7 protein-coding genes are annotated in these 13758 nt (G+C 73.9%); all 7 read right to left on the reverse strand.

Translation table 11 applies throughout. The features are described from left to right. Positions 1 to 121: 121 nt before the first annotated feature. The 7 genes from DBP14_RS30815 to DBP14_RS30845 are packed head-to-tail and all read right to left on the reverse strand — an operon-like array spanning position 122 to position 13751. Positions 122 to 730: an HAD-IA family hydrolase gene (locus tag DBP14_RS30815; RefSeq protein WP_129310680.1), complete on the reverse strand. Its 609-nt coding sequence runs from the start codon at positions 728 to 730 to the stop codon at positions 122 to 124. A gap of 59 nt (positions 731 to 789) precedes the next feature. After that, the gene (locus tag DBP14_RS30820) at positions 790 to 2010 is read right to left on the reverse strand and encodes a cytochrome P450 (protein ID WP_129310682.1); all 1221 of its coding nucleotides are present in this window, start codon (positions 2008 to 2010) and stop codon (positions 790 to 792) included. After that, the gene (locus DBP14_RS30825; RefSeq protein WP_129310684.1) at positions 2007 to 3194 is read right to left on the reverse strand and encodes a pyridoxal-phosphate dependent enzyme; all 1188 of its coding nucleotides are present in this window, start codon (positions 3192 to 3194) and stop codon (positions 2007 to 2009) included. Before DBP14_RS30825 ends, DBP14_RS30820 begins: the two co-directional genes overlap by 4 nt. Before the next feature lie 9 nt (positions 3195 to 3203). Then, positions 3204 to 4418, reverse strand: a complete 1215-nt coding sequence (locus DBP14_RS30830) for a hypothetical protein (protein ID WP_129310686.1) — start codon at positions 4416 to 4418, stop codon at positions 3204 to 3206. Then, entirely contained in the window at positions 4415 to 5125 is a 711-nt protein-coding gene (locus DBP14_RS30835; RefSeq protein ID WP_129310688.1) for an SDR family oxidoreductase, read from the reverse strand. The genes DBP14_RS30830 and DBP14_RS30835 overlap by 4 nt, the downstream gene beginning before the upstream one ends. Next, positions 5122 to 5574, reverse strand: coding sequence for an RpiB/LacA/LacB family sugar-phosphate isomerase (locus DBP14_RS30840; RefSeq protein WP_129310690.1), 453 nt, complete (start codon positions 5572 to 5574; stop codon positions 5122 to 5124). The genes DBP14_RS30835 and DBP14_RS30840 overlap by 4 nt, the downstream gene beginning before the upstream one ends. Further along, positions 5571 to 13751, reverse strand: coding sequence for a polyketide synthase (locus DBP14_RS30845; protein ID WP_129310692.1), 8181 nt, complete (start codon positions 13749 to 13751; stop codon positions 5571 to 5573). Before DBP14_RS30845 ends, DBP14_RS30840 begins: the two co-directional genes overlap by 4 nt. Between the last annotated feature and the right edge of the window lie 7 nt (positions 13752 to 13758).

The raw sequence follows: 13758 nt of genomic DNA on the forward strand, positions 1-13758 counted from the left end.
CGGGAGCATGCGGGCGAGGTGAGGGCCGGTTCGGCACCTGCTCCGACGGAGCAGGACGTGACGGACGGCCCCCGCCTGGATATACGCCGGTACGGTGTGAGGGACAATCCTGTCGGCACGATTACGGTGCGGGACGACCGGGCACCGGGCCGCGACGCGGTGCGTCCGGCAGGAGACCGTGGTCGACCAGGGCCTGCCGGGTGGACCGGGACGAGGTGTGGTGAACGGCGCGACCGCCCAGCGCCAGGAGCGCGCGGACGTTCTCCTCCTTGTCGTCGACGAGTACCAGGTCGGGCACGGTGCGACCGGTCGCACGGGCGACGGCCTCGAAGAAGCGGGCGTCGGGTTTGCGGACCGCGAGATGGCACGAGGCGAAGACGTCCACGGCCGGCTCCTCGGGGATCAGACGCGTGGCGTCGGCTATCCACACCGGATAGTTGGAGCCGATGACGGTAGGGTGTGCGGCCGCGCAGTCACGCAGCAGCGCTCGCATCCCGCCGAGCCAGCGGTACCCCGCCCGCCGCAGCCGGTGGAACGTAGGCACGTCGACATCGACGCCGTGCGCGCGCAGACTGCCCCAGTAGGCGTCCTCGTCGATGTGGCCGCGTTCGAAGCGGTCGTAGACCTCCGGCGAGCGGGCTCGCTGGAATTCCTCGAAGGTGCAGCCGGCCGCCCGGGCGTAGGCGGTGCGGTAGGGATCGTGCAGCAACGTTCCCATGAGGTCGAACACGACGAGCACGCCGGGCGGCGGGCCCGCCCGGCGTGAGGACGGGCCCGGGTGTGGCGGTGTCACCGGACGTGGACCCGCAGGCCGGTGATCTGGTCGGCGCCGAGGTGGCCGGCCCGCCGCAGCGTGGCGTGGTCGGCTTCGACAAGGAAGTCGCCCTGGTCCAGTGCCTCGGTCAGGATCGCCACGGCGGCGCGGGCCAGCTGGGACCCGATGCACATGTGGGCTCCCCTGCCGAACGCGAGGTGCCGGTTGTCCCGGTCGCCGGGGCGGAAGGCGAGTGGGTCGGGGAAGAAGTCCTCGTCGAGGTTGGCGGAGCCCAGTACGAGGAGCACCCGCTGCCCGGTGCGGACCCGGTGGCCGGCGATGTCCAGTTCCGCGGTGGCGTAGCGGACGGCGAACCGGAACGGGCAGCTGAGTCTGACCGTCTCCTCGGTGTACTCCTCGGCGTTCCGCGCGTGGCCCGGCCCGCCGGCGGTACGGTCGGCGCCCGGGTCCGGGTAGCGCAGCAGAGCCTCGGTCAGCGTGGCGGCCAGGGGGTCCATCGTTCCGGTGATGATCTGGACGGCCACCGCCACGGCCACGGCCTCGCCGAGCCGGGGGTCGTCGGCGATCGAGCGGAGCGCCTTCGCGAGGAGCGTGCGGGGGGCGTCGAGAACCGTCTCCTGTACGGCGGCCCGCGCGCGGGCCATGGAGGCCCTGGCGTGGTGGGCGAGGTCGTCATCCAGGTGGGAGCCGGGTTTGGCCACATAGGCCATCAGCCCGTCGGTGGAGGCGGCGAGGGCGTCCATCTGCGCGAGGGTGGAGCCGAAGACCGACGCGAGCACGGCCAGGCAGTACGGTCGGCAGAACCGCTCGATCCAGTCGTCCGGTTCGCGCCTCTCGCGCAGATCGCCCAGCAGGCCGGCGCACGCCTCGCGCAGCCGGGGCATTACCGGCTGGAGCTGCTGGCGGCCGAACGCCGGCAGCAGACGGCGCCGTACCTCCGCGTGATGGCCGCCCCAGGCGCGGAAGAAGTCGATGACCGGACGGTGCAGTGCGATCTGACGGTCACTCAAGCCGGCCTGGACCAGGGGGTCGTGCTGGGGCATGTTGGTCAGCGCCGGATGCGTCAGCAGGTCACGGACGAGGGCGTAGGAGGTGACGACGAGGGCGCCCGTCCTCGGTTCCACCGATACCGCGTCCGCCGTCATCGTGTGCAGCGCGGCGCGGGGATCGGCCGCGGTGTAGTCCGCGAAGATCGGGTGTGTGGGGGCGTCCGGCCCGGTCAGGGCCCGCGTCACGAGCCGAGCCTCTCCGACACGCCGGGGCCGGCCGGTGCGGTGAACGGCCGGGAGCCGGAGACGACGACGGCGATCCTGGCGCCGGGGTCGAGCCGTGCCTTGAGCAGGCCGGCCAGCGAGATGTAGGCGGACTTCTCGCGCGTGTGGTCGAGTTCGATGCCGGCGTCCGCCAGTATCTCGTCCACGACGGGCCGCAGCCCTTCGACGTCCTGCGCGCCGACGGACCGCAGCTCGGTTCCCTCGGGCAGGTCCCGGCGCAACTGGGGCAGCGTCGCGACGGGGTTGGTGGACTGCAGGGTGGGCTCGTAGGGATCGTCGGGCAGCCGGAGGTCGTCCTCGCCGACCTCCTCGGCGCCGTTCTGCCAGGCCCAGGTGAGCGTGTCCGCGTCCGCCGGCTGGAAGAGCAGGTAGCGCCGCTCGGCGAGGACGCCCGAAGGGGTGTCCACGATGTCGCGCAGCCGCGAGAAGCCGACCTCGTACCCGAGCGGGCCGTAGCCGCCGGCGACCGTCTGCACGATGGTGTCGGTGTCCGGCACCGTCTCGTAGATGGCGGCGGCCAGGACGGATTTGCCCTCGAGTTTCCAGTCGAAGGGGGCCAGGTGCCGGCGTCCCGCTTCGGCGGCGGCCTTCTTCGCCAGCCCCGACAGTTCGGCGTAGGCGCAGTCCAGGGAGTAGACCGGCTGCTGGGGATCGGCCTCGACGTCCCCCAGCTTGTCGAGGTTGCGCTCGGGGACGTAGCCGGCGCAGGACACACCGGCCCGCTGGGCGTAGTGGCGGTAGGCCAGGGCGGTGTTGCCGGTCGAGTGGACCGAGACGTCGCGCAGGCCCAGTTGCTTGGCGGCCGCGAGCACGATGGCGGCTTCCAGGTCCTTGAAGGTGCCCGTGCCGAACCGGGTGCAGTCGATCAGGTGCACCTGGTCGACACCGAGCCTCGACTCCATCAGTGTGCTGCGGATGACGCGAGGCCCGACCCCGTCGTCCAGCGCGGGCTCGTAGTCGACCGGGACGAGGTCCGGGTAGCGCCAGGGCAGGCCACGCTCCGGCGCGACGAGCCGGGCGAACGGCCCGGGCTCGGGAAGCCGCAGCGCGAGGGCGCCGCCGCAGCCGTCGCAGACGTAGCGGGCGAGTTCGTCGGCGGACGGGGTCCGGTCCTCGCAGGCGGGGCAGTACAGGCGGATGGTCATGGAGTACACCTACTTGTCTCGTAGTTTCGGGGTGTGGTCGCTGAAGTCGAGGGTCGCTCTGCGGACGCGGACGGCTTCCAGGTCCATCAGCCGCAGTCCCGGACAGATCCGGACGATGTCGTCCAGCAGGTCGAAGGAGGAGTTGGGGTGCCGGATCGCGTAGAGGACGAGGTTGCGGTCGCCCCACCAGTCCCCGCTCCGTTCGGTGTGCCGGATGATCCGGCGCAGGGCTTCGGCGTCGGTCCAGGGGTTCATGAGGGCGGCGTGCCGCACCCACCAGCTGCCTCCGTGCGGCGAGGCCAGCAGGACGGCCACGTCCCGGTGGGAGCGGGCGGTGAAGACCCGGAGCATGGTCTCCGTCTCCGAGCACCCCTCGCCGGCGGCCCAGGGGTCCGTCGTGTCCGGCGGCTCGGTGCCGCCGAGACCGCTGTCGCCGAGCAGTCCGTCCGACAGGCGGCGCAGGGTCGCGACCTCCGTCGCCGCGTGCTCGCGCAGCCACGGCAGCCGGTCGGTGAGCAGGCGGCGGGCACTGGACAGGTACAGGGAGGACAGCAGCGCGTAGACGGCCCTGTGGTCGTCGTAGGTGGCGCCCCCGCTCTCGCAGCGCCGGCGCAGGAGCATCGCCGCGGCGAAGGCGTCGGGTGCGCACGGGTCGGCCTCGCCGCCTGCGGCCAGTGCTGTCAGAGCGGCCGTGGTCGTCCGGTGACGGAGCCGTCCGTCGACCAGTGCCTCGCACTCGCCCAGCGCGGTCCAGCCACGGGTGCCCCCTAGACCGAACTTCTCGGGACGTTGCAGGTGCGGGCCGTGCACCCGGGGCAGGGCCGTGGCGGTTGCCAGGAGGTGGACGACCTCCCGGGCCCTGAGCGTCGCGTCACGCCACAGGGTACCGACGGCCTCCTGGAAGGCCGGCAGGAGAGCGGGGTCGCCGCCGACCGGCCGGCTGAACATCACCGCGTGCAGGTCGGTGGCGTTCGTCCGCGCCCAGGAGCGCAGCCGGGAGGCGTCCCCCGAGCAGGTGACCAGGTCGAGGTACCTGCCGCCGCCGAGGTCGACTTCGGGCAGTGGCGCGCCGGAGGGGTTCCAGCACATGAGGTCCAGGTCGCTGCGGGCCGTCATCTCCGCGCGGGCGGTGCCTCCCCAGGTGGCGATCACCACGTCGGGTACGGCGTCGGTGAGCGCCCGCACGACCGACGCGGCGTCCTGGCGGACGTCGGCCGCGATCACCGGGCCGCTCCCAGGGTGCTGCCTCCGTCGTAGGTCAGGAGCTGACCGGTGAGGTGATGGGCGTGCGGGACCAGCCCGGCGAGGAAGTCCGCCAACTCCCCGGGGGTGACCAGACGGCCGCCGGGACGTGCCGGGTCGGCGGGGGCGTGCGGGTACTGCCGGCGCACCCGTTCTTCGTTGCGGCTCACGGTGACGGTGCCCGGAAGCACCCCGACGAGGCGGAGGCCCTCCGGTGCCCAGGCCGGCGCCAGGCTGCGGACCAGGCTCGCCACCGCGGCCTTCGTCGCGGCGTACAGCGGCTGCCGGGGGCGGGCCACCCGCGCGGCGTTGGAGGAGACGACGAGGCAGACACAGGTGCCGGGGCGGGGCGTTCGGTGCAGGACGTGCAGGACGTTGACGCAGCCGACGAAGTTGTCCCCGACGATCCGGTCGACGTCGTCCGGTTCCGCGTCCTCGACGGTCGCGGGGGAGACCGTGCCGAAGGCCAGCACCACGACGGCGGGCGGCCCCCAGCGCAGTACGGCGTCCCGGGCGGCGCTGGCGAGGGCCACGCGGTCCCGCACGTCGACCCGGTGGTGCGTGCCGGCCCGGCCGGGATCGTCGGCACGGTCGAAGGTGACGGTGCGGTACTCGCCGGCGAGCCGGTCCCGGACCGCCGCGCCGATGCCGCCGGTGCCGAAGACCCAGGCCGTGGGCGGGGCGGTCATCGCAGCGCTGCCGCGTGTTCGGCGAGGGCCTCGATGCGCTCGATCTTCGGCACCGAGCGGGCGGAGTCGAAGGAGTGGGTCAGCCAGACCTGCATCAGGGTCCTGGCGACGGCCGGCGGGGTGAGTTCCGCCCCCAGGGCCAGTACGTTGGCCGCGGAGTTGCGGCGCGCCTTCTCCACGCTGTACGTGTCGGTGCACCGAGCGGCCCGGATCCCTTGGACCTTGTTCGCCGTGATGCTCATACCGAGCCCGGTGCCACAGATCAGGACCCCCGAGTGGTAGCCGCCCCCGGACACCCGCAGCGCCGTCTCCCAGGCGATGTCGGGATAGTTCTCGGCGCCCGATCCCGGGGTGATCTCGTAGCCGTGACCGGCCTCTTGGAGTGTTTCGAGGACCGCCTGTGCCAACTGCTCGCCCATGGGGTCGTATCCGACGACGATCTGCTTCATGGCGTACTCCTGTGACCGCGGGTAGGGGATGGGACGGGGGTGTCCGACGTGGGCCGGGGTGCGGCGGAGCGCACCACGGCGGCCATGTCGTCGAGGGTTTTCGCTTTGAGTACCTGGCGCAGCGGTACGTCGTGTCCGAACGCCGTGCGGATCCGGGCGGCGACACGGGTGGCCGCGAGGGAGTCCCCGCCCAGGTCGCGGAAGCGGTCCCGTGGACCGATGGGCTCGTGGCCGAGGACCTCGCTCCAGATGCCGGCGAGGATCCGGGTGGTGGCGTCGCCCTCGTGCCGTACCGTGCCGGCCGGCTCCGGTTCGCCGGTAGGTCCCGGGGGCGTCGACGGGGGCGGGGAGAGGTTCGGGGAAGGGGCCCGGCCGGCCCCCCCGGGGTCGGGATCGGGGGCGGCGTCCAGGTCGGCGGGGTGGGCCCAGGTGCGGTGGCGTTCGGCGAAGTCCGCGGCCATGACGAGGAGATGCGGCTCGGCGGGAGCCGCGAGCGTCCGCCGGTACGCCTCCAGGGCGTGCTCGACGGCGAGCTCGTGGGCCTCGCACGCGCCTTCGTCGTCCGTGTGCCAGCCGTCCCAGCCGAGACTCAGCCACCGTGTGTCGCCTTCGCGTGACAGTCGGGTGGCCAGGCAGTCCAGGTGGGCGTTGGCCGCGGCGTAGGGGCCGAGACCCAGGCCGCCGAGGACGGCCGAGGTGGAGGAGAAGAGGACGACCCGTCCGACGTCCCTGCCGCGGAGGGCCGCCACCAGGTTGTCGGCGCCGACCGTCTTGGGGCGCATGATCGCCTCGGCGCGGCTCCAGGAGGTCTCCGCGAGCACGGTGGTGGCGTCCTCGTGCGTGACGCCCGCCGCGTGGATCACCGAGTCCAGCCGCCCCCATCGCGCGGCCGCCGCGTCGAGGAGGCGTGCCAGGCTGCCGGGCCGGGTCACGTCGACGTGGGCCGTCTCGACCGTGCTGCCGGTGGCGCGGAGGTCGGTGACGGCATCGGGGTTCCCCGGGTCGCCGGCAGCGGTCAGGGAGCGGCTCGCCAGGAGGATCCGGGCGTTGCCGGGTCGGGCGAGTTCCCGGGCCAGCAGCAGCCCGAGCCGGCCCGCACCGCCCAGGATCACGTGGGTGGTGCCGTCGGCGGGCGGCGGGATGACCGGTGGGGCCTCCATCCGCTGGACGTCGGGCGTCCACAGGTACCGGCCACGCAGGGCGACCTGACCGGCGGCCACGCCGTCGGCGAGCCGGGCGAGCAGGGCCGCGGTCCACGGTCGCCGGTGTGGTGCGCGGGTGCTGTCGTCGAGGTCGGCGTAGAGGGAGCGGGTGAGGGCGTCCTCCTGGCCGACGACGGTGACCAGGGCCGCCACGGCGGCTTGCGCCGGGTGGAGGTCCTCGTCCCCCGTGACGCAGAACGCTCCCGCGCCCACCGCGAACAGGGTGCCCGGCGACGCGGGGAACGCCGCCCGCCACGCACGGTGGGCCGCCAACAAGGGCGCCGGGGCAGGGGATTGGTCGGAGCGGATGGGGGCGGCGTCCAGTGTCCAGCCGTAGGCCAGACGGGCGGCGCGCACACCTTCGTCGGCCAGTACGGCGAACAGCCGCCGGTGATCCCCTTCCCGTGCGGGGTCGATCTCGTAGGTCCGCTCGCCGGTCCTGCGGAAGCCCGGGCCCGGGCGGACGGTCACGGCCGTACGGCCCCGCAGGGCGGCGAGGAGCAGCCCGTCGGCGTCCGCGTAGCAGATCCAGGTGTCCGCGTCCGGCCCGGGAACGGGCCCGTCCGGTGGCAGGCTCGTCCGCGTCCACTGCCGTACCCCGACGGTGGCCGACCCCGTCCGGGCCCGCCGTGCCCCTTCGGCCGGGCCGGCCTTCACGTGCCGCGGCGGGGTGGCGAGGCCGGTCGCATCGCCGGGTGCGTGCGCGGGCTCGTGCCAGTGCCGGTCACGCGCGAAGGGGTAGCCGGGGAGGGAGACGGTGCGGCCGCGGCCGACGGCCCCGACCCGGTCCCAGTCCAGCGGGACCCCTGCCTGCCACAGCCGGCCCAGACCGTCGAGGAGCGTAGCGCGCTCGTGCGCCGCCGGGCCGGGACGGCCCGGCAGGAGCGTGGCACGGGCACCGGTCGCACCCCGGGCGGCCGCGAGACGGGTCAGGACCTGCCCGGCTCCGACCTCCACGAGCGTCTGGTTCTGTCCGTCGTGCCGCAACTGGTGCTCCAGCGCGGCGCCGAAGAGGACCGGGGCCACGGCCTGGCGCGCCCAGTGGGCGGCCGTCGCCGCGTCGTCGCCGAGGGGCAGGCCGGTGACGGTAGAGACCAGGGTGAGACGCGGCGCCGACAGATCCAGTGTGCCGGCCAGACGCTCCAGTTCGTCCGCGGCCACCGCCATCGCCTCGGTGTGGAAGGCGCGCCGGGAGGCCAGCCCGAGCACCGCCCGGCCCTGCTCCCGGCACCACCGCGCGTACCGGGCCAGGGCGGCCGGTGGTCCGGCGACGACCGTGTCGTCGGGGCCGTTGACGGCGGCGACGGTGAGGCCGGAGGGCAGCTCGGCCCGTACCAGTGGCTCCGCGAGCCGGACGGCCAGCATGGCACCGGGGGCACACTCCTCCATGGCCCGGCCGCGGACGGCCACGAAGCGCAGGGCGTCCCGCAGCGTGAACACGCCCGCCACCGTGGCCGCGGCGATCTCGCCCACGCTGTGCCCGATGACCGCCGTGGGCCGTACACCCCAGCGTTCCAGCGTCGCGGAAAGGGCGTACATGACGGTGAACAGCGCCGGCTGGGCGTACCGGGTGGAGGCCAGCAGCCGGCGGCCCGAGGCGTTCCCGTACAGGACGTTCCGGACGTCGTATCCGGTCAGCGGCTCCAGAATCGCCGCGCACGTGTCGACGACACGGCGGAACTCCGGTTCGTGGGAGTAGAGATGACGCCCCATGCGCGCGTACTGCACGCCTTGGCCCGGGAAGAGGAACACGGTGCCGTCCCGCTCCGTGACGGGTGCCTCGATCCAGCGGCTGCCGGGCTCGGTGAGCCGGTAGGCGCGGAACGGGAAGTGTCTGCGGCCGTTGCGCAGGGTGTGCGCGGCGTCGGCGAGCCGGGACGGTCCCGCGTTCTCCAGCGCGGCGTCGAGACGAGCGGTGACCGCGCCCAGCTGCGTCCGGGTCCGCGCCGAGGCGAGCAGCAGGTGGGGGCGGGGGCCCGCGGGGGTCGTGTCCTCGGCGGGCGGCTGTTCCAGCACCAGGTGCGCGTTGGTGCCGCCGACACCGAGTGAGGACACGGCCGCCCGCCGGACCGAAGACCCCCACCGGCGCCTGCGTGCCGCCACCTTGAAGGGTGTGTGGGAGAGGCGAATACCCGGGTTGGCGCGGCGGAAGTTGACCGTCGCCGGCACCACACCGGTACGGACGATCATCGCGGCCTTGATGAGCGACACGACACCCGCGACGGTGTCGGTGTGTCCGACGTTGCCCTTGACCGAGCCCAGGAGAATACGGCCGCGCGGCAGATCCGGTTCGAGGGAGTCGTAGGCCTCCGCGAGCGCGGTCACCTCCAGTGGGTCGCCGAGCGGGGTGGCCGTCGCGTGAGCCTCGACGTATCCGATCTCGCCGGGCGTGAGGGCAGCGTCGGTGAGTGCGGCGCGGACGGCGTCGGACTGTCCGCGCACACCCGGTGCCGAGAAGGCGACCTTGGCAGCGCCGTCGTTGTTGACGGCGCTGCCCCGGATGACGGCGTGGATCCGGTCGCCGTCGCGCAGGGCGTCACCGAGCCGTTTGAGAACGACACAGCCCGCGCCTCCGGTGAACACGGTGCCCGCGGCCGCCGCGTCCAGGGGCCGGCAGTGGCCGTCCGGGGAGACCACGCCCCCCTGCTCGTACAGATAGCCGGCGTTCTGGGGCACGCGCAGCGAGACCGCTCCGGCGAGCGCCGTACGGCATTCGCCCGCCCGCAGGCTCCGCACGGCCAGGTGGACGGCGACCAGCGATGTCGAACAGCCGGTCTGGACCGTGATGCTGGGTCCGGTGAGGTCGAGTTTGTAGGAGACCCGGGGTGCGAGGAAGTCCTTCTCGCTGGACACCAGAACCTGGAAGGCCTCCAGGGAGCCGCCGAGCAGTGGGGCGAGACCCGTGTGCGGATCGAGCCGGAACCGGTCGGGCAGCAGATTGTTCAGGAGGTAGGCGTTGTGGCCGCTGCCGGCGAACACCCCGATGGGCCCCTCGGCCCGGGCGGGGTCCGTCCCCGCGTCCTCGAACGCCTCCCAGCAGGTCTCCAGGAACACGCGGTGCTGAGGGTCGAGCAGCCGGGCGTCCGCGGCGCTGTAGCCGAAGAATCCCGCGTCGAAGCGGTCGTGCTCGGGTACGTCACCGTGCGCCGAGACGTACGCCGGGCCATCCGTCGCCCCGACAGCCGCGCGTCCGGCATCGGTCGCGGGCGGGGTGATCAGCTCCGCCCCGGCCAGCAGGTGGTTCCAGAACGCCTCCGCGGTACGCGCCTGCGGCAGGCGGCAGGCCACCCCCACGATGGCGACCGGTTCGGTGCGACCGGCCGAGGGCACCGGCGTGCGGCCGGACGGGACGGGACCGGGGCGAGCCTGAGCCTGAGACGCCGACGCCCGCCCGATGCGGTCGGCCTGGGCGGCCACGGTGGCGTGCCGGAAGTACTCGGTCACCGGCAGATCGACGCCCAGCCGCCGCTTGACCATCGCACGCACCCGCATCAGGTGGAGCGAGTCGGCGCCCAGGTCCTGGAAGGTGGCGTCGGGCGTGATCCGGCGGATGCCCAGGATCTCCCGCCAGATGCCGGTCACCACGGCGAGGACCGAGCCGGAGCCGTCGACGCGGGTACGGCCGTCGTCGCACGGCTGCCCGGCGCGGCCGGCGTCTTCCGCGACGGGGCCTTCCGCTTCGGGGCCCTCCGCCTCGGTGTCGTCGGCGAGGGCGGCGGGGGCGGTCAGGGCGCGCCGGTCGATCTTGCCGCTCGGTGTGGTGGGCAGGGCGTCCGTCACGGTGAACGTGGTCGGCACCATGGTGGCGGGCAGCAACTGCTGGCAATGCAAGCGAAGTTCGGAGACGAGGTCGTCGGGCGCGTCGTGGCCGGGGACGACGAAGGCCGCGAGTCGCCTGTCGCCGGTGGCGCCGACCGGGGCGGTCACCGCCGCGGCGAGCACGTGCGGGTGGGTGAGGAGGGCGGACTCGACCTCGGCGGGTTCGACGCGATGGCCGCGAATCTTGACCTGGTCGTCGAGCCGTCCGTGGTAGCGGAAGGCGCCGTCCGCGCCGAGCGAGGCGACATCACCCGTGCGGTACAGGCGGACGCCGGGGAGCTGCCGCACCCACCCGGTGGGGAATCGTTCGGCCGTCAGTTCCGGCCGCCGTCCGTAGCCGAGCGCGAGCCCCGCGCCGCCCAGGCACAGTTCGCCACGCGCCCCCGGGGGAAGCAGCCGACCGCTGTCGTCGACCACGTACGCCACGCAGTTGGCCACGGGACGCCCGATCGGCGGGTCCTCGTCCCCGGCACCGCGGTCCACGGTCCAGGAGAGCGCGTCGATCGTCGCCTCGGTGGGACCGTAGAGGTTCGTCAGCCGTGCGGGCGAGGCGGCGGTGAACCGGCGGGCCAGTTCCGCGTCCAGCCGCTCGCCGCCGACGAAGACCTCGCGCAGTCGCGGACAGGAGGCCAGGCCGCCCTCGTCGAGGAGGGCACGCAGCATGGTGGGGACCAACTGCACCACGGTGACACCCGATGCGCGCAGCCGCGCCAGAAGGCGGCCCGGGTCGCGGTGCTCGTCCTCCTCCGCGCACACCAGCGTGGCGCCGGCCGCGAGGGGCACGAAGAACTCCCAGACGGACGCGTCGAAGCTCACCGGTGTCTTCTGCAGCACCCGGTCACCCGGCCCGAAGGAGAACGCGGACCGCATCCAGAGCATGTGGTTGACGGCGGCCCGGTGAGGTACGACGACACCCTTGGGCCGTCCGGTGGAACCCGAGGTGTAGAGGACGTAGGCGGCGTCGTCCGGGTGGACCGGGCCGGCGACGGGCGCGGCGCCGCCCCCCGTCGTGGCGAGCGCCTCCACCGAATCCAACGCGCAGACACGGACGTCCGGTTCGGTCAGCCAGTCGAGGTCCGTCGCCGGGCGGGCGTCCGTGAGGACGACGGGCGGACGGCAGTCGGTGATCATGGAGCGCAGGCGCTCCACCGGGTGGGCGAGGTCCAGTGGCAGGTACGCCGCACCCGACTTGAGCACGCCCAGGAAGGCGGCCACGAGTTCGGGTGAGCGGCCCATGGCCACGCCCACCGTGTGTCCGCGTCCCACGCCGTCCCGTACGAGCCGGGCCGCGACGGCGTCGGCCGCCGCGTTCAGCGTCGCGTAGGACACCGTACGGCCGCCGGCCACGACCGCGATCGCCTCGCCGTCCGCTTCCGCGCACCGTGCCACCAGGTCGTGCAGTCCGCACCGTTCGACCTCGGTGACGGGCCCCGCTGCCGCTTCCACCACCCGCCGGTCGGCCTCGGCCAGCAGGGGCAGTTCGGCGACCGTGCCGTCCGCGCACGCCACCGCCGCGCGCAGCCAGCGCAGGACGCGCTCACCGAGCAGTTCCGCGTCCCGGTCGGCCTCGGCGGTGCCGTCGGTCCACCACGTGTAGGTGGCGGGATCGCCGGGGTCGCCCACAAGGCTGAGCCGTCGGCCCGCCGCCAGCGGCACCGCCTCCTCGGGCGACATGCCGAACGTCATCAGCGGCACGTGCCGCAGAGCACGGCCGACGGCCGTACGCAGTTCGGGTACCCGGTCGGCGAGGTCCGCGGTGAGCGGTCCGAGGGCGGTGAGGGCGTGGACGCGGCGGGTCGTGCGGCGGACCGCGGCGTCGACGGGGTCGCCGGAGGAGACCTCCAGGACGTCGATCAGCAGGTTCGAGAGGACGCCGTGGCTGTCCGCGGCCTCCGCCCGCAGCTCCGCGCTGCTCCAGCAGAGATGGGTGGGACCCGTACCGCACGCGTCCGTGATGACGTGCAGGGCGGTGGCCACCGCGTGGGCGGGCTCGAAGCCGCGGTCCCCGAGGGCGTCGAGCAACGGCCGGTCGAGGACCAGGACCGCACCGCGGGGCCGCCCGGCGGCGCCGGAACCGTCTGCCGGCGCCGGGGACACCGACACCGCGGACCGCGCGGGGACGTCAGCGAGAGCAGGGAGGGGCCCGAGAGCACGGAACGCGCGGACCAACCCCGGCACACGGCGCCGTTCCCCCGGCGCCAGCCGCTCGCAGCGTTCCCGCACCGCCGCGGCCTCGGCCGTGGTGAGCGAGCGGAAGCACTCCCCGGGTTCCGGCCGGCGTGGCCGTGGCCGGTCACCACCGGTCAGCCCGGCGAGCGGCCGCAGGCGTATACGGACGTCCATGTCCCCGGTGGCGACGAGGAGTCGGTCGTCCTCGGCCGAGATCACCGTGCCGGGCGCCGCGGTGGAGGGCGTACCGGTGGTCTCCAACCGTTCGACGACGAACAGGCCGTCGGCCGTCAGCGCCTTCGGGGTGGCGACGGGATTGAGGGTGGGTCCGAACGTCAGTGACCTGACGAGGCGCCGGAGAACGTCGGCGGGCTGGTGCCAGTCCACGATCCCCGCCCCGGCGGGGCGGGACTGCAGGGAGGTGAAGGTGCGGGCGGACAGGTCCTGGGCCACGGCCCGCGCGGTGCCGTCGGCCAGCCGTCCGGCCAGTTCCGCGAAGGAGTCGACCGATGCCTCGAAGCAGCGGGTGTTGAGGCTGAAGGCGGTGTCGTCCGGGAGGACGGCGACCGGGCGCTGCACGAGCACGTCCCCGGCGTCGAGGTCGCCCTCCAGGTCGTGCCAGGTCACTCCGTGGGTGTCGGATCCCGCGGCGATGGACCACGTCGTGGTGTGGTACCCGGCGAAAGCCGGCAGCAGCGAGTCGTGGTAGTTGATCGCCCCGACCGCCGTCGCGGCCCGGATCGCGCCGGGGATCGTACGGCAGTTGACGATGTTGAAGAGGTAGTCGTGTGCCACGGGGGTGGGGGAGGGGTGCCCGGGTGCCCACAGGGTGGCGGGCAGATCCCGGGTACGCGCCCACGCGTGGAGGGCCGGGTCCTCGGTGAGTACGGCGGCCACCGCGTGTCCCCGGTCAAGGAGGTGCTGGACGCAGGCGCGGGCGAGGGGGCCGTTTCCGACGACGTAGGCGGTGAAGTGGGTCGGTCGCATGGTCGGG

The sequence above is a fragment of the Streptomyces sp. L2 genome, from assembly GCF_004124325.1.
Taxonomy (GTDB): Bacteria; Actinomycetota; Actinomycetes; order Streptomycetales; family Streptomycetaceae; genus Streptomyces.